At 61.9% G+C, this 20,425-nt stretch carries 13 protein-coding genes; 9 read left to right on the forward strand and 4 right to left on the reverse strand.

Annotated elements, in window-relative coordinates:
• Positions 1-121 precede the first annotated feature (121 nt).
• Positions 122-889 (forward strand): SDR family NAD(P)-dependent oxidoreductase, encoded by a 768-nt coding sequence (locus C4S68_RS06615; protein ID WP_103932282.1) that lies wholly within the window; start codon positions 122-124, stop codon positions 887-889.
• Here C4S68_RS06615 and C4S68_RS06620 read toward each other — a convergent pair.
• Entirely contained in the window at positions 886-1,863 is a 978-nt protein-coding gene (locus C4S68_RS06620) for a LysR family transcriptional regulator (protein WP_103932283.1), read from the reverse strand. The genes C4S68_RS06615 and C4S68_RS06620 overlap by 4 nt on opposite strands.
• Before the next feature lie 486 nt (positions 1,864-2,349).
• Here C4S68_RS06620 and C4S68_RS06625 point away from each other — a divergent pair, with 486 nt between their 5' ends.
• The 6 genes from C4S68_RS06625 to C4S68_RS06650 all read left to right on the forward strand — a co-directional run bounded on the left by C4S68_RS06625 (position 2,350) and on the right by C4S68_RS06650 (position 15,118).
• Positions 2,350-5,412 (forward strand): TonB-dependent receptor, encoded by a 3,063-nt coding sequence (locus C4S68_RS06625; protein ID WP_103932284.1) that lies wholly within the window; start codon positions 2,350-2,352, stop codon positions 5,410-5,412.
• 85 nt (positions 5,413-5,497) lie between these two features.
• Positions 5,498-8,575: an amidohydrolase family protein gene (locus C4S68_RS06630; protein ID WP_160115042.1), complete on the forward strand. Its 3,078-nt coding sequence runs from the start codon at positions 5,498-5,500 to the stop codon at positions 8,573-8,575.
• Between the two features lie 94 nt (positions 8,576-8,669).
• The gene (locus tag C4S68_RS06635) at positions 8,670-10,259 is read left to right on the forward strand and encodes a flavin monoamine oxidase family protein (protein WP_103932286.1); all 1,590 of its coding nucleotides are present in this window, start codon (positions 8,670-8,672) and stop codon (positions 10,257-10,259) included.
• 127 nt (positions 10,260-10,386) lie between these two features.
• Positions 10,387-10,872, forward strand: a complete 486-nt coding sequence (locus C4S68_RS06640) for a Rid family hydrolase (protein ID WP_103932287.1) — start codon at positions 10,387-10,389, stop codon at positions 10,870-10,872.
• Positions 10,873-11,144: 272 nt separating this feature from the next.
• Positions 11,145-13,604: a putative bifunctional diguanylate cyclase/phosphodiesterase gene (locus C4S68_RS06645; RefSeq protein WP_103932288.1), complete on the forward strand. Its 2,460-nt coding sequence runs from the start codon at positions 11,145-11,147 to the stop codon at positions 13,602-13,604.
• Positions 13,605-13,684: 80 nt separating this feature from the next.
• Entirely contained in the window at positions 13,685-15,118 is a 1,434-nt protein-coding gene (locus C4S68_RS06650) for an FAD-binding oxidoreductase (RefSeq protein WP_103932289.1), read from the forward strand.
• Here C4S68_RS06650 and C4S68_RS06655 read toward each other — a convergent pair.
• Together C4S68_RS06655 and C4S68_RS06660 are read right to left on the reverse strand one after the other, a co-directional pair.
• On the reverse strand, positions 15,115-16,146 hold the full coding sequence (locus C4S68_RS06655; protein WP_235011426.1) for a zinc-dependent alcohol dehydrogenase family protein: 1,032 nt from the start codon (positions 16,144-16,146) through the stop codon (positions 15,115-15,117). The two genes, C4S68_RS06650 and C4S68_RS06655, sit on opposite strands and share 4 nt — an antisense overlap.
• 15 nt (positions 16,147-16,161) lie before the next feature.
• Positions 16,162-16,764 carry a hypothetical protein gene (locus tag C4S68_RS06660; protein WP_146072051.1) on the reverse strand — a complete coding sequence of 201 codons (603 nt, stop codon included), beginning with the start codon at positions 16,762-16,764 and terminating at the stop codon, positions 16,162-16,164.
• A 157-nt stretch (positions 16,765-16,921) separates the two neighbouring features.
• Here C4S68_RS06660 and C4S68_RS06665 point away from each other — a divergent pair, with 157 nt between their 5' ends.
• Both C4S68_RS06665 and C4S68_RS06670 read left to right on the forward strand, forming a co-directional pair.
• Positions 16,922-18,547, forward strand: coding sequence for a sensor histidine kinase (locus C4S68_RS06665; RefSeq protein ID WP_103932291.1), 1,626 nt, complete (start codon positions 16,922-16,924; stop codon positions 18,545-18,547).
• Between the two features lie 104 nt (positions 18,548-18,651).
• Positions 18,652-19,008, forward strand: coding sequence for a response regulator (locus C4S68_RS06670; protein ID WP_160115043.1), 357 nt, complete (start codon positions 18,652-18,654; stop codon positions 19,006-19,008).
• 35 nt (positions 19,009-19,043) lie between these two features.
• On the opposite strand, the gene C4S68_RS06675 is transcribed toward C4S68_RS06670, so the two are convergent.
• A complete protein-coding gene (locus C4S68_RS06675) occupies positions 19,044-20,393 on the reverse strand; it encodes a sigma-54-dependent transcriptional regulator (RefSeq protein ID WP_103932293.1) in 1,350 nt (449 codons plus the stop codon).
• Positions 20,394-20,425: the final 32 nt, after the last annotated feature.

Consider the following 20,425-nt stretch of genomic DNA (forward strand, 5'->3'; position numbering starts at 1 on the left):
CTCTGGGCCGATGGAGGTGCTGAGATCGATTTTCTTTGTGGGAGCGTACTTTGACATTCAAATCCTTGAGACGGTAGAACGAAGTCGGCGGTGACATCCGCCCATGGAGCGGATACAGCCAATGTTTGAGTACCAGGGGAAGCGCGTTGTGGTCACGGGAGGCGCAAGCGGTATTGGTCTTGCCATTGCCAGGCTGTTTGCCCAGCAGAAGGCAGGCGTTGTGATTGTAGATCTCAACCAGCAGGCTGCGGATGGCGCAGCGGCGGATATCTCCAGCGCGAATGGCGCGAGAGTCGAGAGCGTCGCGTGCAATGTCGGCGATGAGGCCAGCGTGGCCGAAGCGTTTGCGAAGATTGGGGGCCCCATCGATGTGCTGATCAACTGCGCCGGGATCGCGCATGTCGGGACGCTGGCTTCGACGGAGCCAGCCGACCTCGATCGTCTCTACAACGTGAACGTGCGCGGCACGTATCTCTGCATGCGAGCCGGGTTGAAGCCGATGCTGGAAAAGGGCAGCGGCGTGATCCTGAACACGGCTTCCATCGCGGCGACCTCCGGCCTTGCCGATCGCTTTGCGTACTCGATGACCAAAGGCGCGGTGCTTTCCATGACCCTGTCCGTAGCAAAGGACTTCCTGGAGAAGGGAATCCGTTGCAACTGCATCTCGCCGGCTCGTGTCTTCACGCCTTTTGTTGCGGGGTTTCTTGCAAAGAACTATCCGGGCCGAGAGGAAGAGCAGAAGAAGGTGCTTGCGGCGTCGCAGCCCATCGGTCGCATGGGCACTCCGGAGGAGATCGCGTCGCTGGCGCTCTACCTGTGTTCCGATGAGGCGTCGTTCCTCACCGGCGTCGACTATCCCATTGATGGTGGCTTCTTCAATCTCCGCTAGCTGGCATGCTGCGTCGCCTGCGCGGCTACGTACGGAAGCGGCCTCTTGACGCTGAGGGGCCTGCGGACTACGGGAGGTTTCGCACGGAGGATGTCCGAAGCGCATTCCATCACGATGCGACGGAAGATGCTGACGGAGCGGGACTCATTGCCGGTCATCGAGGCCATCCCCAGTTGCAGTCCCGGCAGCGTCTCCTGGAAGGGCTTGGCGACGACGTCTGGAAACATGCAGAGGGACATGGACTCCGCTGCGATGACCACACCTTCACCCGCGGCGGCGTAAGCCATCTGCACGGTGCAGCTTTGCGCCGCGTCAACGATGCGGGGCGTGATGCCAAAGGGCGCGAAGATCGAGTGCAGCCAGGGCTGATGGAAGCGGCAGTCCTTCAAGCGTGTGGCGATGATGGGCTCGTCGCGCAGATCCTTGATCGAGAGCACGGGCTTCTGCGCGAGGTGGCTTCGCGCCGAGACGACGGCTACGAGTGCATCTTCGCCAATGGGGTCGAAGACCATGTCGCGAATGGGCAGCGGACCGACCATCAAGAGCATATCCACCTTGCCTTCCGGCAGGCGCGCGATCTGTTGTTCGGTGGTGAGGTCCTGGATCTCGAGCTCAAAGTCGGGATGTTCTTCTGCCAGCTTGCGCAGCACCGAGGGAAGCAGGACGAATTGACCAACAGGTCCGCAGCTCACGCGCAGTCGAAGACGAGTATGTAGGTTGCTCAGGCAGTCATGCGCGCTATGAACAGCGTCCATGATGGTCTGCGCATATTCGCGGAATGCCACACCAGCATCGGTAAGCCGCACCTGCTGACGATCACGCGTAAAAAGCTTCACCCCGAACGCTTCCTCCAGTGACTTGATCTGGAAGGTGATAGCGGGCTGGCTCATAAAGAGCACGCGAGCGGTCTTGTTGTAGTTCAGCAGATCCGACAGCGTCAGGAAGCATTGCAATTGCCTGATTCGGAAGTCCAAGGAGTGCTCCGGTTCATGAGAGAAACACGTGCGCTGCTACGGGCTGGCCAAGCATTCGGACAACGGTTGAGTTGTGTTGTGTGAAGGGAACGACACGAGAATCGTTGATTTGCGCCGATTTTCACGAACATATCACATTCTCTATCACGGGCTAAAAACTTTTGATTAGACAGCCCATGCGATGCCGGTTAGGCTCACGTCCAAGACCCCAATCAGACCAGTGGTGAGCTCTCCATCCTGGTAACGAAACCGCTCACGGGCATTGCGGATCGCATTTTGTCCGCTGCAGTTCGGCCCGAATGATGACTTCTTAGCAGGCACCAGCCAATCGGTTCTAAGCCGCTTGCAGAGCTCTCTTTGCGCGCACGGAGTCGTGTCTCTACCGCGATCCTGGTTCTCCAACGATCGTCGCCACCGCCGCTCACCGCGCGCGGACGGGTTCTTGTTGTTCTTTGGCAACACCAAATTCACGAGGCAGACCTACTGATGGTTCGACCGTTGATCCGAAGCTTCTTTGTCCTGGTTGTATCGACTCTCCTACTCACCGCTGTCGCGATGGCGCAGCAGACGGGCCTCAGCGGTGTCATCGTCGACACACAGGGAGGGGTGATCTCCAACGCAACGATTGAAGCGAAGGTGACAGGTGGGGCGGTTTACCACGCGAAGTCGAACGCCCTCGGCTCCTGGGTGATCCCAAACCTTGCCGCGGCGGACTACACGATTACCGCGACGGCGCCTGGCTTCGCCACGGTGCAGAAGAAGGTCCTGCTACTGGTAGGCCAGTTAGCCACGGTGGACGTAACGTTGCCCATTGCGAGCGCCACCTCGAACGTGGTCGTCGATGCAACGGATCAAACCGCAATCGATACGACATCGTCTGCTGTCGCAGGCAACATCACGCCGGATGAGGTGCAGGACGTCCCCGTAAACGGCCGCAACTATGTGCAGCTGTCCGCGCTTGTACCCGGCATCAAGGCAAACTCGTTTGGCAATACGCCGGCGGCGTCAGGGCAATCGACCAACGGAGGAGATGCCGAGACGGGCAAGTTCCAAATCACTCTGGACGGCCTGCAGTTCTCGCAGGATTCGGTGGGTTCGAGCTTCGGCCAGCCGCACATCTCGCAGGACGCCATCAGCCAGTTCCAGATCATCACCGATCGCTTCGATGCCACCAGCGGACGCTCTGCAGGAATCTACGTCAACGTGCAGTCGAAGACCGGTGCGAACACGATCCACGGTTCAGCATTCGGTTACTTCCGCAACTCCTTCTTCAACGCGGCCGACCCGGTGGCGAAGAAGGTCATCGACTTCGCCGATCAGCAGTACGGTGGCACCTTTGGCGGCAAGATCAAGAAGGACAAGATGTGGTATTTCGGTTCGTACGAGGGCGAGCATCAGCCCGGTACGCAGACACTGACACCCTACGTCACGACGACGGCAGGATCGCTGATTACGCATCCCAGCACGCTCAAGATCAACGAGTACCTTGGCCGTGTGGACTACCAGCGGAGCGAGAAGAATCGCTTCTTCCTTCGCGGGGATGGCTTCAAGCAGAATACGGATTTCGTGCCGCAGAACAACGAGTTGACGCAGTCCTACACCTCGAGTGTGACCTCGGATGGGTACGTCTTCGACTGGAACCACAACATCAGCGCCAACCTGGTCAACGATGTTCATGCGGGCTTCCACTACTTCCAGTTTCAGAACACGCCGTACTACAACAACAACTCCATCGTTCTGACGCTGCCGTCCGCTACTGTCGGTGAGCCTTACAACGAGCCCGAGATCTTCGACCAGTACACGCAGCAGTACCGCGACGATCTGTTCTGGCTGAAGGGCAAGCACTCATTCAAGATGGGTGGCGAGTACCTTTACACCGTGCATGGCGGAGCGTTCCCGCAGTATCTGCGCGGCGGCCTCACGACCTGCAGCTCCTCGCAGACGGCGTCGCAGGCCCTCTACAACACGTTCTTCCCCAACGGCACTCTCGATCCGACAACCTGGAACTACACCGCGATCAACAACTACTGCGACAAGGGCGAGATCTTCACGCAGGCTTTTGGCCAGTACAACATCAACATCAAGCGCAACATCATCGGAGTGTGGGCCCAGGATGACTGGAAGATCCTTACCCGCCTGACGCTGAACCTCGGCCTGCGCTATGACAACGATCTCGGTGCGTACAACACCTCGTATGTCCCGACGCCCGGTCTGCTGACGCCGAACACGAACCCCAACGCCAACTTCGCGCCGCGTCTTGGCTTTGCGTACGATCCGGGCGGTGATGGCAAGACCTCGATCCGCGGTGGCGCCGGCCTCTACTTCGCTGACCAGGTGGCGAACGCGGTCATCGACGAAGAGCTCTACTCCAGCACGGCGCGTGCGCTGCAGGCCACATTGAGCGGCACCAACCTCTCGTTGCCCTCACCGTTCGCGGGTCAGAATCCCAGCTCGAATCCGACCAACTACGTGACCTCGCCGCAGCCCATTCTTCGCGGCGCCAAGACGCCGTACGCTCTGCAGGCTTCCTTCGGTGTGGCGCGTCAGATCGGCTGGCGCACCAGCGTCACGGCCGATGCGGTTCATATGCGCGTGTACGACGACTACACGGCCCTGAGCGGCAACCTCCTGGCGAACCCGGCGAACGCCGAACAGAACCTTAACCCCACGACTGCGATCAACGCTGCCACCTACGCTTCGCGTTCGTGCGGCAATGGCGGCATCACGCTGGACTCTGTTACGAATCTTGCAACTGGGGCTCCCGGCGGAGCGGCTGCCAAGCAGGTCTGCAACAACCTGTTCGGTGGATCGGTGCGCAACTTCTCCACGCAGCCAGGTGCCGGTGTTATCGCGGATGCGTTGCAGGTAGGCGTGCAGCACACGGTGACCAAGGGCTTCACAGGAGCGTTGGCCTACACCTGGGGCCGCACGAAGAACTCGACCAATGGTGCGTTCGGTTATCCGAACAAGCCCTTCATCCCCGGGCTGCAGCAGGAGTGGGCCAACGGCACTGACGATCAGCGCCACACGTTGACAGTGCACGGCTCCTACAACTGGAAGTACGGCTTGTCTCTGTCGTCGCTCTATCACTACGGCTCCGGTCTGGCGTTTGCCACGAGCTCGGGTTCGACCGTGAACGGCTACTCTGGTTCGACCCGCACGTTTGGCGCGGGTGTGACTCCTGTGGCCCCGGGCTTCACCGGGACCTGCCCGACTACAACCTGCACGACGATCTACGCTCCGCTATCGAAGGTCTCCTACGATGCGGGCTATGGCTACTACGTAATCCAGCGCGACGGATTCCGTGGCACGCCCTACCAGCGGCTCGACGCGCGGCTCCAGGAGAGCTTCCCCATCCACGAGCGCTTCCACGCGATTGTGGCGGTGGAAGCCTTCAACCTGGCCAACCATCCCAACTACGGAAACTTCGCGACGGCCGCGACCACCGGCACCGGAACCAACGCCTATGGCCACCCCACCGCAAGTTCGGGTAACCCGCTGGAGTACTTTGGACGTAATCTACAGTTCATCGGTCGTATCAACTTCTAAGCGCTGTTCGAACGCGCGGCACAACGCTCAACCGCGTTGTGCCGCGTTCCGTCGTCTTCCCCACTGCAGAGAGAAGGTCGGTTGCATGCTTCGCGCGGTTGTCACTCGTATCGTCCTGCCCTTGTCGGTTGCGCTGTTTGTCGAGACATCGCTGTATGCTGCCGTCCCTGCGCAGCGAACCATTACCGTCACCGAAGGCACAAATGTGCAGGTGACGGTGTCGCCCGATGGCAAACAGCTCCTGGCGAATATCCAGGGGCTGATCTACTCGTTACCCTCGGGTGGTGGCTTGGCGAAAGAGATCACACAGCCGTTGCAGGAAGCCTCGCATCCGGACTGGAGCGCGAAGGCCGGACTGGTTGCGATCCAGTCCTACGCCGGTGGTACGTTTCATATCTGGACCATGAAGCCTGACGGCAGTGGCCTGAAGCAGGTGACGACCGGGCATGGGGACGATCGCGAGCCCCGCTTCTCGCCTGATGGGAAGACCATCGCCTTCACCTCCGATCGTGCCTTTGAAGGCTCGTACGACATCTGGACGGTGGATGTCGCGACGGGAAACCTCAACCGCATTACATCTTCCGCAGACGATGAGTTCGGCCCCAACTGGACCCCCGATGGAGCGTCACTGGCCTTCATCAGCGGTACCGGCAATGCAGGGCACGAGATCAAGCTCGTCGACGTGACGAGTGGTAAGCAATCGACGCTGGTGACGCTTCCTGCCACGAAGGGAACTCTGGAGGCGCCTAGCTTCTCTCCCGATGGCCGCAAGCTCGCTTATGTGCGCTTCGACTCTGCCGATGCCCCTGTGGGGCGTCCGGCGATGATCAATGATGCGCATCTCGTCGTGATTCCTGCTACGGGCGGCGAGGCTCTGTATGAAGGCAAGGCTGCGGATACCTTTCCGTTTCCTGCCGTGTGGCGCTCGAGCACAGAGCTCTACTACACGGGCGATGGCAAGATCCTGAAGACCAACCTCCTTGAAGGCACGGAAACCGCGGTGAGCTTCTCCGCGCCGATCCCGGCGAACAAGCCGACGTACACGCCGAAGAAGTACGACTTCGATTCGACGGCAACGCATCGCATCAAGGGCATCTATGCTCCGGCGCTCTCGCCCGACGGCAAAAGCATCGCGTTCGTCGCGCTGAACCAGGTGTTTGTCATGCCTGTAGGTGGCAAGCCAGTGGCGATCACGCATGACATGTTCTACAAGCAGGGCCCGGCATGGTCACCGGACGGCAAGTGGCTCGCCTACGTGAGCGACCGCGATGGCATCGAGAATGTTTACCTGCACGACATTAGTGCGACGAGTGATGCCGGCGACAAGCGCGCTCTGCCCAGCGAGTCCGCGCAGATCATGCCCGCGTGGTCCCCCGACGGCAAGCTCATTGCTTTCCAGGATCACACCATGGCGACGATGGTCGGCGATCTTGCGACGAAGAAGATTCGCACACTGGCTCCGACGACGTTCTTTCCCGGCCGCGCTGCGTTCTCGCCCAATGGCAAGACGGTCGCCATTGCGACGATCAAGCCATACACCAAGCGCTTCCGCGAGGGCACCAGCTCCATTGTGACCGTCGACCTCGCGACTGGCAAGCAGATGACCTTCTCTCCCGCGCCGTTTGAGTCCGTCACAACGCGTACTGAAGATGGCCCGATCTATTCACCCGATGGCAAGGCGATGGCCTTCGTGATGGATGATCTGCTCTACGCGATGGACGTTGACGCGGACGGCCATCCGATGGGCAAAGCATACGCGCTCAACGACGAGACGACCGATGCTGTGACCTGGAGTGGCGACTCGAGCAAGATCCTGTATCTCCACAACGGCGATTTGAGGCTGCTTGATCGGGCGACAAGGAGGGTGGAGACGATTCCCGTCGATCTGACGTTCGCGCAGGCCAAGCCGACACAAAAGGTACTCATCCATGCAGGTCGCTTCTGGAAGGGCGAGGGCTCACAGGAGCTTACTGATGTCGACATCCTCGTCACGGACAACCGCATTACCAGTGTGACGCCACACAGCGCTACGCCACCCGCGGGCGTGACTCGTATGATCGATGCGAGCAAGGATACGGTGCTGCCTGGCATGTGGGAGAACCATGCGCATCCGGACTCGGACAATGGCATCTACTACGGCGCACGCATGGGCAGGCTGTGGCTCGCATATGGCGTCACGGAGCTGAAGGGCCTCGCCGACAATGCGTATCGCGGAGTGGAGCATCGCGAGGTGTACCAGGCGAACCTGGCCCCGGGGCCGCGGCTATTCAATACGGGCGAGGCCGTCGATGGAGAACGCGTCTACTACCCGATGATGATTCCGACGACGTCGGAGGCGCAGCTGCAGCGCGAGTTTGAACGGCTGAAGGCGCTGGACTTCGACTTCGTGAAGCTCTATGTGCGGCTGCCGTTTGCCTGGGCACAAAAGGGCGCGACGTTTGGGCATGAGCAGATGGGCGTGCAGTCCGGCGGCCACTACCTGTTGCCTGAAGTGGACCTCGGCGAGAACGGCATGAGCCACATCAGTGCGACCTCGCGCTGGGGTTGGGCGTATTCGCGTTCACTGGTGGGCCGTAGCTACGAGGATGTCCACAAGCTGCTCGTCGATTCGGGCATGTGGGTGATCAGCACAACGTTCTCGCAGGCGCCGTACAAGGACGATCCGGGCATGGCGACAGATCCTCGGCAGGGCATCGCTCCGCCGTGGGAGCATGCGCGTTTGCAGGCGGCGGTGGCGGGAGCTGAGAGTGCCGACCAGACTCCGGCGCTGCAGCACCTGAAGGACGAAGAGATCACCGTCGCGGATGACTACCGCAAGGGTGGTCTGGTGCTCGCGGGTACCGATTCGCCTTTGGATATCCCGGCGACGAGCCTGCACGCGAATCTTCGCGCCCAGGTGAAGTTCGGCATGGAGCCGTGGCAGGCGCTTGAGACGGTGACGTATCTCCCCGCCAAGGCCTACGGCCTCACGAAGGACCTTGGCACGCTGGAGCCCGGCAAGCTTGCGGACCTTATCATTACCTCAGGCGATCCGCTGAAGAACATAGACGACGTGGCGAAGGTGCAGTGCGTCATGAAGAACGGCTTCCTGTGGAGCGTCTCTGACATTGCGGCTCCATTCACCAAGGTCAGCGCAGGCGCAGATGTTTGCCCCGCGCGCTGAGTCGCCACCACTGCACATTCCTTCGCAGACCTCTCTCCACCGTTTACCCGAACCGCGGGCCTAGCCAACAGCTTCACCAAGGAAACAAGCTTCGATGGGAATCAGTCGCAGGGAATTTCTTACGCGCGTCGGCCATGCCGGCGGTTATGCAGCCACCTTTGCCACGATGCAGTCGCTGGGCTTGATGGAGATGAAAGGGCAGCGCACGAAGCCGATGCCGGTCGCTCCGGGACTCGGCAAGGGCACGAAACTCGTTGTTCTCGGCGGCGGCATCGGTGGCCTTGTCACTGCCTACGAAGCTTACAAGCTGGGATATGACGTCACGTTGCTGGAGGCTCGCGATCGTCCGGGTGGCCGCAACTGGAGCGGACGCAAGGGCACGGTGATCGAGTTCGTCGATGGCACGAAGCAGCCGATCGACTGGGAAGAAGGCAACTACCAGAACCTCGGTCCGGCGCGTCTGCCGAGCACGCACTGGACGATGCTGAACTATTGTCGTGAGCTCAAGGTTCCGCTCGAAGTGGAGATCAACACCTCGCGCTCCACGCTGCTGCAGAACGACAAGGCCAACGGTGGTGTGCCGGTGGTGCAGCGCAAGGCGATGAACGATACGCGCGGCCGTGTGAGCGAGCTGCTCAGCAAGTGCGTCGCGCAGGGTGCGCTCGACACAGAGCTCAGCGCAGAAGATCGCGAGCGTATGAAGGAGTTCCTCACGACCTACGGCCCGCTGGATAAGACCGGTAAGTACCTCGGCTCGGACCGCGCGGGCCTGAAGGTCACGCCCGGTGCGGGGGATCAGACCGAGGTCATCGAGACGCCGCAGGACATGCACATGCTGCTCGATGAAAGCTTCTGGGGCGGGCTGTTGTATGAGGAGGCCTGGGACTGGCAAGCGACGATGATGCAGCCGGTAGGCGGCATGGACCGCATCCCGTATGCGTTCGCGAAGGCGCTCGGTTCCATCGTGCACTACAACTCGCCCGTAACGGAGATTCGCCGCGCCGACCATGGCGTGAAGATTTCGTACCTCGACAATGGGGCGCCGAAGGAGATTGAGGCGGCGTATTGCGTGGTCGCGATGCCGTTTTCGATCCTGAAGAAGATCCCCAACGACTTCTCGCCGGAGGTCAAGACCGTCATCAACGGCTCGACGATGGCGAACTCTTACAAAATGCCGTGGGAGGCTCCGCGCTTCTGGGAGACGGACTTCAACATCTATGGCGGCCTGTCGTTTCTGGCGCAGGGTCCGAGCCCGGTCTGGTACCCTAGCGCGAATCTGATGGCCGAGACGGGCATCATCGTCGGCGGCTATACGGACGAGTACTCGCAGCCGGGCTTTGCCGCGCTGTCCATCAAGGAGAAGCTGGAGCAGTCGAAGCTATCGATCGAGAAGCTGCACCCAGGCTGCTCGAAGTTGCTGCGCAAGGGCATCTTCATGGGCTGGGCGCATGTGAAGTGGAACGAAGGTTCGTGGATCCGCAGCTACGGCGGCGGACCGCAGGGCTACGAGACCATGATCAAGGCCGACGGTCCCTTCTACTTCGCGGGAGATACCATCAGCAACATCGTGGGATGGCAGGAAGGCGCAGCGCTGAGCGCGCGGCGCGCCGTCAACATGATTGGAGAGCGCACGAAGAGCGCCCATCTCGCCCCGCCTGCGGCATCTCCTGAAACCCGCGCGTAGTCGCCGCACTTGTGCCGCGCTGCGGCGGAAGCAGCGCGACGGGCCCACTTCGCTTCCCCGGGAAGCGCCGCTCGCGTGATATCGTCGCGAGTACACACCTCATCACAACAGCAATCTGGAGGCATCCATGAAGTTCGCTCTCAAGTTCCTTGCGCCTGCTCTGCTCGCCGTGGCCGGCGTGGCGCACGCACAGACCGTCGTCAAGCATATCCAGACCGAGAAGGCCGCGATCGCAACGGGCGTCTGGGCGGGTGACACGTACTACCTCAGCGGCCAGCTGGCATCGCCGATTACGCCAGCTGATCCGGCCAAGGGAACTGCCGCCGACTACGGCGACACCAAGGCCCAGGCTGCCAGCATCTTCCCGAAGATCCAGGCTGCGCTCAAGGAGCAGGGCCTCGACATGAAGGATGTCGTCAAGATGACCGTATTCCTCGGCCCGGATCCGAAGACCGGCAAGCTGGACTTCGCGGGCATGCAGTCGGAGTACGTGAAGTTCTTTGGCACCAAGGACCAACCGAACAAGCCGGCTCGCTCGGCCTTTCAGGTCGCCGCGCTCGCTGCCCCCTGGGCGGCGCTCGAAATCGAAGTGATCGCGGTCAAGAGCAAGTAATAGAGCTACTTACGGTACTTTCGTCCGTTCGAGCTCTAGATGGGAAGGGAAGGCCATCCGGCCTTCCCTTTTTCATGTCGTGAAGGGCCCCGATCATCCCATAAAGGATCGCAGAAAGACTACGACCAGCCAGGGCTGCGGGGATATCGTGTGTGATGGCAACTGGGCAGTTTAGGGCTGTTTTGTACAACTTTTGCCCTATAGAAGGGCGGCTTGGGGGCCGATAGCCTCCAAGCTAGGTTCTCGCCCATTTTGCGGGCTTTTTCCATCTGATGCAGACAGAACTGCTCGACATCATCATTATCGGTTGCCTGGTCCTGTTGTTCGCCGCGACGTATCGGACGCGCGCGACGACGATGGTGCGTGCCTGGACGGTGGGATGGTTGTTGGTGCTGGTGCATTTCACGGCCCTCCTGATCCACTCACATAGTGCGTTTGGCCAGCGGCTTGTCGACACCATCAGCCTGAGTGCGCTGGTCGCCTGTGCTGCCGCGTTCCTTCTGCCCGCAGCTCCTGTCGAGGATTGGCGTCGTCAAGCGAAGCTCGTCGCGGTGGCCGGTGTGGCCTCGATGCTGGGCATTCTCCTGGCGGTGTGGGGCGTCGTGGAGCCGTTCCCGTACTACGTCGCACTGGGCGTCGGAGAATTCGCCGCAGTGGTCTATGCGCTTCGCCTGCGCCGAAGCTCCGGTACCGCCGCAACGGCTGCTTTGCTGCTCACGTCCGCGGCGAGCAGCGGCTGGATCGTCTGGACGATCGTGCGTGGTCGCCATGACATTGGCATCTCCGCGCTGTTGTGTGAATTTTTCCTGTACGTCGCGATCGCCTACATGGCGCGCTTTCATCGCATCTCTGGCGGGTCGCTGGCGGTGTCGTGCGGCCTGGTTGCGTGGTCCGCGGTGTTTCCTGTGGCGGAGTTCTGTGGCCACCTCGGTATCGCCAACAGCATCAGTCCGGAGTTCTGGAACGTTCCCAAGTACTTCGTCGCGTTCGGCATGATCCTGTTCCTCCTCGAGGACGAGGTGCGTTCGGCCTCCAGTGCCAGCAAGCACTATCAACTGCTGTTCGAGGGCAACCCGCAGCCCATGTGGATTGCTGACCCCGAGACCCTTGCGATCGAAAGCGTCAACAATGCAGCAGTGAAGCAGTATGGCTTCACGCATGAAGAATTTTGCCGGATGCATGTGACTGGCCTCTTCGCAGACCGGGATGACGAGGCGGACGTGCTCAAGTCGCGTGCGCTGCTGGCTGACCCGGAGCCAAAGGCTCACCGCCGTCGCGATGGCTCAACCTTCCTGGCTCAGGCCACGACGCGCCGCATCGACTCCGCCGGACGTACCCTGGCACTCACGCTCGTCGAAGACATCACCGATCGTCAACAGCTCCACGACCGGCTGCTCCACCAGGCCAACCACGACCTGCTTACCGGGCTGCCCAATCGCGCGTACCTCGAGCAGACACTGAAGCAGACGCTGATGCATTCGCAACGCTACGGTCGCCAGTCGGCCCTTTTGTGCCTCGACGTCGATCGCTTCAAGCAGATCAACGATACGTATGGTCACGCGATGGGCGATATCTGCCTCCAGGAGGTCTCGCGGCGCATCAGTTCGCGTCTGCGCTCCATCGATATGGCCGCCCGTGTGGGTGGCGAAGAGTTTGCGGTCGTGCTGCACGAGATCGCCATGCCCAGCGACGCACAACGCGTCGCTGCGGACCTGCTGCAGACGTTGCATGCCCCCTTTCGCACCGGAGGTTTCACCATTGAGCTCACCGCGAGCATCGGCATCGCGGTGTATCCGCAGGATGCCATGGATGCTGCGAGGCTCTGGCGCAACGCCGACTGCGCGATGTATCGCGCCAAGCGCGCCGGCGGCAACCAGTTCCTGTGCATGTCGCCGGAGATCGGCATCGAGACCTCCGAAGCCAATGAGCTGGAGATTCTGCTCCGCCGTGCGCTCAAAGGCGGTGGCGGCCTGGAGATGTACTTCCAGCCGCTCTACAAGACGTCAGGCGACCTCGCGAGCATGGAGGCACTGGTGCGCTTCCATCATCCGCGTCTGGGCATGATCTCGCCCGACCGATTCATCCCCATCGCAGAAGAGAACGGACTCATCGTTCCGCTGGGGACATGGGTGCTGGAGCGCGTATGCGTGCTGCTGACGGAGTGGCGAGCCCAGCGGCTGCCGCTGGTGCCGGTGGCCATCAATGTCAGCTCGAGGCAGATTACGCGGCCCGACTTCGCGCACATGGTCGTCGACATGATCCAGCACTTCAAGCTTGATCCGCACATGCTGGGCCTTGAGATCACCGAGACCGCGATGATGCGTAACGTGGCCGAAGCCACGCGACAGGTCTCGATGCTGGCGTCGCTCGGGATCGCCTTCTCCATCGATGACTTTGGCACGGGCTACTCGTCACTCGGACAGATCGACAAGCTTCCGGTGCAGACGTTGAAGATCGACCGCAGCTTCACGCAGCGGTTGTGCCGCCCCAACGGCACGTACTCCATCGTGGACGCGATCATCTCGATGGCGCACAGCCTCGGGCTGGAGGTTGTCGCAGAAGGTGTCGAGGATGGCGACCAGCTGCAGCGCCTGCGCGACCTCAACTGCGACGTCGTGCAGGGCTATCTGCTCTCGAGACCGATTCCCGCGAGCGAGGTTCCGGGGCTCCTTCAGAACCGAAGCACCTTGCAGGCGTTCCTCCCGGAACGCATCACGACCTGGGTGGCATAGCACCCTCCTGCCTTGCCGGCCCCTTGACGGACCCTTGACGGCCTTCCGCGGGCTTCTTCCCGCGGCGTAGGATCGTGAGCATGGAAGCGCTCGACAACACCCTTGGTTGGGCTCGCGGCACACAGGATGCCGGCGCAGACTTCAGTCCCGACTACCTTACAGACGCCTCCGGCTACACCGGCCATGCGGAGCGGGTGATCATACCGAGCGATGAGGCTGAGCTTCTCTCTGTCCTCGCTGAGGCCCATCGGACATCGACGCCCATCACCATCGCAGGCGCTGGTACGGGCCTTACGGGCTCACGCGTGCCGCAGGGCGGCTGGGTTGTTTCGATGGAACGCTTCAACAAGCTCGAGATTCACACCGGCAGCGCGATCGTCGGCCCGGCTGTCCGCCTCATGGAGCTTCGCTCCGCGGCCTCCGCAACGGGGCAGTTCTATGCGCCGGACCCCACCGAGATCAGTGCTTCCATCGGGGGCAACATTGCAACCAATGCAAGCGGCTCCCGCAGCTTCAGGTTCGGAGCCACACGTCGGCATGTCATTGCACTCAAAGTCGCTTTGCTGGATGGCACCGTGCGCTGGTACCGGCGCGGGGAAGCTATCGACTTCGAGGTGCCGTCTCTGCCGCGGCCCGAGGTAACCAAGAATACTGCTGGCTATCAGCTATCGCCAGGCATGGACGGGGTGGACCTCTTCATCGGCTCCGAGGGCACGCTGGGTGTGGTCGTGGAGGCAGAGGTTGCGCTGCTCCCTGAGCCTGCAGATGTCTTCTCCGGAGTGATCTTCTTTGCAAGCGATGACGCGGCGTTGGACGCCGTGCGCGCATGGCGTCCGGTGTCCGAGCTGCGCATGATGGAGTATGCCGACGATCTATCGCTGGAGCTGCTGCGCACGCGCTATCGTGACATTCCGGCTTCGGCGAAGGCTGCCCTCATGATCGAAGCCGAGGGCTCTGACCTCGATACGTGGTACGAGCGCCTCGAGGCCCAGCATGCCTTGCTGGATGACTCATGGTTCGCGCTGAATGATCGCGATCGTGAGCGCTTTCGAGCCTTCCGTCATGCCATGCCGCAGCTGGTGGTGGAGACAATGTCGCAACGGGGCTTCCTCAACATGGGCACGGACTATGCGGTGCCTCTGGATCGCGATCGCGCCCTGCTGGCGTACTATCGCAAACGCTGCGGTGAGGAGTTGGGCACACACTATGTGATCTTCGGGCACATCGGCGACGCGCACCTGCATCTGAACATGCTGCCTGCCACCAAAGCTGAGGCGGAGCGCGCGGCGGCGTTGCTGAAGGAGTTCGCGGCGTACGCGGTGCAGCTTGGAGGCACAGTGTCAGCCGAGCATGGACTCGGCAAGCGGAAGGCGCCGCTGCTGGAGTTGCAGTACACGCCTGACCAGATCGACGCGATGCGGATGGTCAAGCAGCGGTTCGATCCGCAATGGCTTCTGGGGCGGGGAACGCTGTTCGGTGCTCCGTTTGCGGTCTCGCAGACCACCGCAGGTTAGCGATCTCCCATCACGATGACCGCCGAGCCGACGACGTCCTCCTGCTTTGCAGCGAGCAGCGCCTCGTTCGCCCGCTCCAGCGGGAACTGCTGCGAGGTGGGCCGTATGCCAATCTCCGCGGCGATGCGCAGGAAGTCCTTGGCGTCCTGGCGGGTCATGTTGGCAACGCTGCGGATCTGCCGCTCCATCCACATGAAGCTGTCGTAGTCGAAGGCGGGCATCTGGTCCAGGTGGATGGCGTTGATGGCGACGATTCCGCCCTTGTCCAGCGACTTGATCGCCGCGAGCACGACGCTGCCCACCGGGGCAAACGTTACGGCAGCATCGAGCTTCACCGGGGGCTGGTCGAGCGCGTCGCCAACCCAGTATGCGCCCATACCGGAAGCCTCCTCGCGGTGCCGTTCCCCGCGAGTGGAGACATAGACCTCGCAGCCCCAGGCCTGCAGAACGGGCATCACCAGCCGCGCCGAAGCTCCAAAGCCAAACAAACCGACGCGCATGCCTTGCTTCACCTCAGCCACACGCAGGCTGCGAAAGCCGATCATCCCCGCACACAACAGCGGCGCCGCGACCGTGGGTTCAAGCTCCATCGGCAGCGGAATGAGGAAGTCGGTCCGCGCGGTAGCGTACTCTGCATACCCCCCATTGCGCGAGTAACCCGTAAACACCGCGTTGTCGCACAGGTTCTCACGACCCGTGGTGCAGAACTTGCAGCTGCCGTCGACGCCACCCATCCACGAGACTCCTACCCGGTCGCCGGTACGAAGCTCCTTCGAGCCGGTGCTGACGACCTCCGCGACGATCTGGTGGCCGGGGATCAGCGGGCGCAGTTTCGCGGGCAGGTCGCCCTCGACGATGTGCAGGTCGGTGCGGCAGACGCCGCAGGCCAGCACCTTCAACAGCGACTCTCCTGCTGCGGGGACGGGGATGGCAACTTCCTCGAGCGTCAGCACCGGATGCTGTGGCGTGACCGGGCCGTTGCGGGCTGTGCCATGGAATACAGCTGCGCGCATCGTCTTGTTTGCCATGGACTCCCTTCAGAGCTAAGAAGCATTCCCTGTGGGAGGCAGATGGAAGTCTGCATAAAGCATGCGGGCTGCGGTGAGGCACAGCGATGTGCCGAAGGCGATGAGATAGCCGTAGACCAGCATTGCCAGCACCTGCGCAGTGAGTGTGTCGATGAGGAAGATGCGGATTCCGGCATAGACGAGCGCAGCCAGCAGAGCGACCGTGGCAGCGGCGTAGTTCCAGCGCGAGATCGCGCGTGTGCTCGCGTGGTGCGCCACGGCAAACTCGGAGATGGAAGTGGCGAGCGCCTGCGCGGCGACCAGCACAAGGAACCAGTGCATCTGCGAGTGGCTGAAGAAGGTCATGTAGATCATCACTCCCACGCCGATGCCGACCACGCCCTGGACCCGGAGCGCAAAGCGAGCCTTGGCAGTCGCTGCCATGTAGCTGGAGATGCAGACCAAGACACTGTCGAAGACGCCATAGGCTGCCAGCGAGACGATGGAGACGCTCATCGCCAGAGGACGCAGCAACACGGTGCGTGTCATATCGGGAACGACGAGGATCGCACTGCCTGCGATCAACGCCAGTAGTCCTCGTCCCAGGGTGGTCCACCAGAAATGTTGTTCATGCCGCATGGTTCGGGCCCTCGGGGCCATTGTCGACCCATCGGGGTCGCCACGCAACATCCCGCATCACAGACGGCTCGAGTCCACAAGTGGGAATCCGCAACGGAAGATTGACGGGGCGTATCGAGGGTGTAGGATGGCCCCCGATAGAATGTGTTATCCCCGTATGAACGACAGAGCAGAAAGAACTAGATCGTCCTCCGCAGCAGCAACCTGGCTCAATCCGGAGCGCTGGCTGGCCTCCATCGTCGAGAGCTCGGACGATGCCATCATCGGGGAAAGCCTCGACGGAGTCATCACCAGTTGGAACGCAGGCGCTACCCGTATCTTCGGCTACAGTGCCGAGGAAGCTGTCGGCCAGACCGTTACCATCCTTTCCTGGCCTGGAGAAGAGGCGCGGGTCGCAGCATACCTCGCAAAGCTCCGCCAGGGAGAGCGCGTCGACCATTTCGAGGTGGTGCGGAGACACAAGAGCGGTCATAAGCTGTTGGTTTCGCTCAGTCTTTCGCCCATCATGGACGACGATGGAGAGATTGTGGGCATCGCGAAGATTGCTCGCGATCTGACTGCCCAGCGCGCCGCAGCCGATCTACTGGCCGAGCGCGACTCCCAGCTGGCCCTGTTGACCGAGAAAGAGGCCACGGCACGTGGGGAAGCGATCTTCGAGCGCAGGTTCCACGAGCTGCTGGAGCACGCTCCCGACGCGATCGTGCAGGTCGATTCTCAAGGGAAGATCGTCGTTGCAAACTTCACGGCGGCAACGATGTTCGGCTACGCTCCCGGCGAACTCCTGTCGCTTCGCGTCGAGGAGCTGATCCCGCACTCGGCGCGTGCAGGGCATGACCAGCATAGAGCGCAGTTCATGGCGGCCAACCGCACCCGGCCCATGGGACAGGGGCTGGATCTGCACGCGCTCCGCAAGGATGGTTCGACGTTCCCGGTCGAGATCAGCCTGTCCCCGGTGAGGGCTGGGGAAGAGTCGTTTGTGACGGCGGTGATCCGCGACGTGACGCAGCGTCGCGAGGCCGAGGTCCGGATGCGCGACCTGCAGGAGACCTACATGGCGGAACTCCGCGAGCGCCAGGCCGAAGCGGAGCGGCTGAACCGTCTCAAGAGCGAGTTCATGGCCTCCATCAGCCACGAGCTGCGCACGCCCCTGCACACTGTCATCGGCTTCGCGGAGCTGCTGGCCGAAGAGACAGAAGCCCAGCTCAACGATCGCCAGCGGCGCTTCCTGGACCATATCCGGAAGGACTCCGAACACCTTCTCGGCCTCATCAATGATGTGCTGGACCTGAGCCGGATCGAGGCGGGTGGTCTCACCCTGCATACCGAACTGGTCGGCCTTCACGCGGTGGCGGATGAAGCGGTCGAGTCGATCCGGCCTTATGCGGAGTCGCGCAACGTCGCGGTCCACCTCGCCCCATCGATGAACTTCGATGTAGTGGCGGACAGGTTGCGGCTGCGGCAGGTCCTGACGAATCTGCTCTCCAACGGGGCCAAGTTCACGCCTGCTGGAGGCTCTGTATCGGTTCGGGCGCGTCGCGACGGTCATCTCGTGGAGATCACGGTAGAGGACACGGGCGTCGGCATTCCCACGGACGAATGCCAGCGCGTCTTCGAGAAGTTCTATCAGGTGGGTTATACCCCGGTGGGGGTGCGCGAAGGTACCGGGCTCGGCCTGGCCATCTGCCGCCAGCTGGTGGAGATGCAGGGCGGAAGCATCTGGGTCGAGAGCGAGCTGGGTCAGGGAAGCCGCTTCTGCTTCACACTCCCGGCGGTCGTGGTGTGACGCCGGTCACCTTCGGGGCCATCGCGGTCTTCTAGCCTCGAGGGGTGACCACCGATACCAAGGCGCGTCCGGGCCAGGGCCCACTCGCGAGTAAGAGAGCCCTGGTGGCCGACGGAAGTACAAGCACCCGCGAGCTGCTATGCACCATCCTGGAAGACAACGGGATGCAGGTGCAGGCTGTCTGCTGCTGGAGTTGTGTCCCGGCCGCGGCGCTGAAGTTCTCGCCCGATGTGATTCTGCTGGATGTCTCGTGGTTCAACGCAGAGAGCCCGGCAATGCTCGCGGACCTGCGTTCGATCCCACAATGTGGCGCTGTGCCCTTGATCGCCCTCGCGCCCACTGCGCTCTACCCGGAGCCTCATTCGATGGCTGAGGCGGGATTCGCTGCGGTGCTCCCCAAGCCGATCACCCCGCAGAGTCTGCGTCGGATCGTGTTGCGTCAGCTTGCGGGCGCTGCGTAGCGGAAGATCGCAGCCACGCGGTCGTCTTTGCAGGGTTAGAGCAGGTCGTAGCGCTTCAACTTGTAGCGCAGCGCATCGCGTCCGATCCCAAGCCGGCGGGCTGCCTCAGATTGGTTCCCGTCGGCTTCCTTCATCGCCTGGGTCACGAGCCGCTTCTCTTGCTCTTCCAAAGTGAGCGTCGTGCCGAAGCCGCAATCATCGGGGGCAGCTCCGTTCAACCGTTCAGGTTGGACGAGGTGGTCGGGAAGCGAGTCGACGTCGATCAGGTGGCCCTCAGTCAGCATGCAGGCACGGCCGATGACATGCTCCAGCTCACGAACGTTCCCGGGCCAGCTGTGACGTTCGAGCACTAGCGTGGCGCGTGGAGTCAGGCCATCGATTGGCTTGGCGAACTCGTGGGCAAACTTGCGCATGAAGTGCCGGGCCAGCAGGGCAATATCTTCGGGGCGATCCCGCAAGGAAGGTACCGCCAGCTCCACCATCGCCAGGCGATAGTAAAGGTCCTCGCGAAACTTGCCTTCTGCTATCGCAGATTTCAAGTCTTTGTGGGTAGCGGCGACGATGCGGACGTTGACTCGCTTCGGGGTGAGCCCACCGACGGGCATCACCTCCTGATTCTGAATGGCACGCAGCAGCTTTGCCTGCGTCGCCATCGGCATGTCGCCGATCTCGTCGAGAAACAGGGTGCCACCGTTGGCGAGGTCAAAGAGGCCGGCCTTGTCGCGGTCGGCGCCGGTAAAGGCGCCCTTCACGTGGCCAAAGAGCTCGCTCTCGAAGAGCGTCTCCACCACGGCCGAACAGTTCAGCACAACGAACCGGCCCTTGAGGCCTCCGCGCAGATGCAACGCCTGCGCGATGAGATCCTTGCCGGCTCCGGTCGGGCCTTTGATCAGGATGGAGCGGAAGTGCGGCGCGACGCGCTCGATCATCGCAAAGAGCTCCCACATCTTGTCGCTGCGGGCCACAAGCCCTTCGAACTCCATCTCCGCACCGGAGTGCGCGCGTTGCCGCCGCGCAGCGGAGTCGATCAGAGCCGAGACGCGCTCCCGCAGGAGCGAGAGCTTTACCGGCTTCTGCAGATAGTCAGCAGCACCCGCACGGATCGCAGCGACCGCCGTCTCGGTGGTGTAGTGGGCTGTCATCAGGATTGCGTCGATCGCCGGGTCGAAGGCGACGACGTGATCCAGCACCTCGAGGCCACTCATTCCCGGCATGACGAGATCTGTCAGCACCAGGCGCGGCCGGTGCTGCTTCACCAGCTCGATGCCGTCAACGGGGTTCGAGGCCGTGAAGATCTCCAGTCCCGGACGGGCGAGGGCGGCGGAGAGCAGCTCGAGGCTGCCAAGGTTGTCGTCGATCACGACGATTGAAACGGAGTCGATCATGACCTTCTGTCTGGTCACCGATTGGTGAGAGC

The sequence above is a fragment of the Bryocella elongata genome (assembly GCF_900108185.1).
Taxonomy (GTDB): domain Bacteria; phylum Acidobacteriota; class Terriglobia; order Terriglobales; family Acidobacteriaceae; genus Granulicella; species Granulicella elongata.

Coding starts and splice junctions, on each gene's coding strand:
- C4S68_RS06615 (WP_103932282.1), top strand. CDS start 122: ATGTTTGAGTACCAGGGGAAGCGCGTTGTGGTCACGGGAGGCGCAAGC.
- C4S68_RS06625 (WP_103932284.1), top strand. CDS start 2,350: ATGGTTCGACCGTTGATCCGAAGCTTCTTTGTCCTGGTTGTATCGACT.
- C4S68_RS06630 (WP_160115042.1), top strand. CDS start 5,498: ATGCTTCGCGCGGTTGTCACTCGTATCGTCCTGCCCTTGTCGGTTGCG.
- C4S68_RS06635 (WP_103932286.1), top strand. CDS start 8,670: ATGGGAATCAGTCGCAGGGAATTTCTTACGCGCGTCGGCCATGCCGGC.
- C4S68_RS06640 (WP_103932287.1), top strand. CDS start 10,387: ATGAAGTTCGCTCTCAAGTTCCTTGCGCCTGCTCTGCTCGCCGTGGCC.
- C4S68_RS06645 (WP_103932288.1), top strand. CDS start 11,145: ATGCAGACAGAACTGCTCGACATCATCATTATCGGTTGCCTGGTCCTG.
- C4S68_RS06650 (WP_103932289.1), top strand. CDS start 13,685: ATGGAAGCGCTCGACAACACCCTTGGTTGGGCTCGCGGCACACAGGAT.
- C4S68_RS06655 (WP_235011426.1), bottom strand. CDS start 16,146: ATGGCAAACAAGACGATGCGCGCAGCTGTATTCCATGGCACAGCCCGC.
- C4S68_RS06660 (WP_146072051.1), bottom strand. CDS start 16,764: ATGCGGCATGAACAACATTTCTGGTGGACCACCCTGGGACGAGGACTA.
- C4S68_RS06665 (WP_103932291.1), top strand. CDS start 16,922: ATGAACGACAGAGCAGAAAGAACTAGATCGTCCTCCGCAGCAGCAACC.
- C4S68_RS06675 (WP_103932293.1), bottom strand. CDS start 20,393: ATGATCGACTCCGTTTCAATCGTCGTGATCGACGACAACCTTGGCAGC.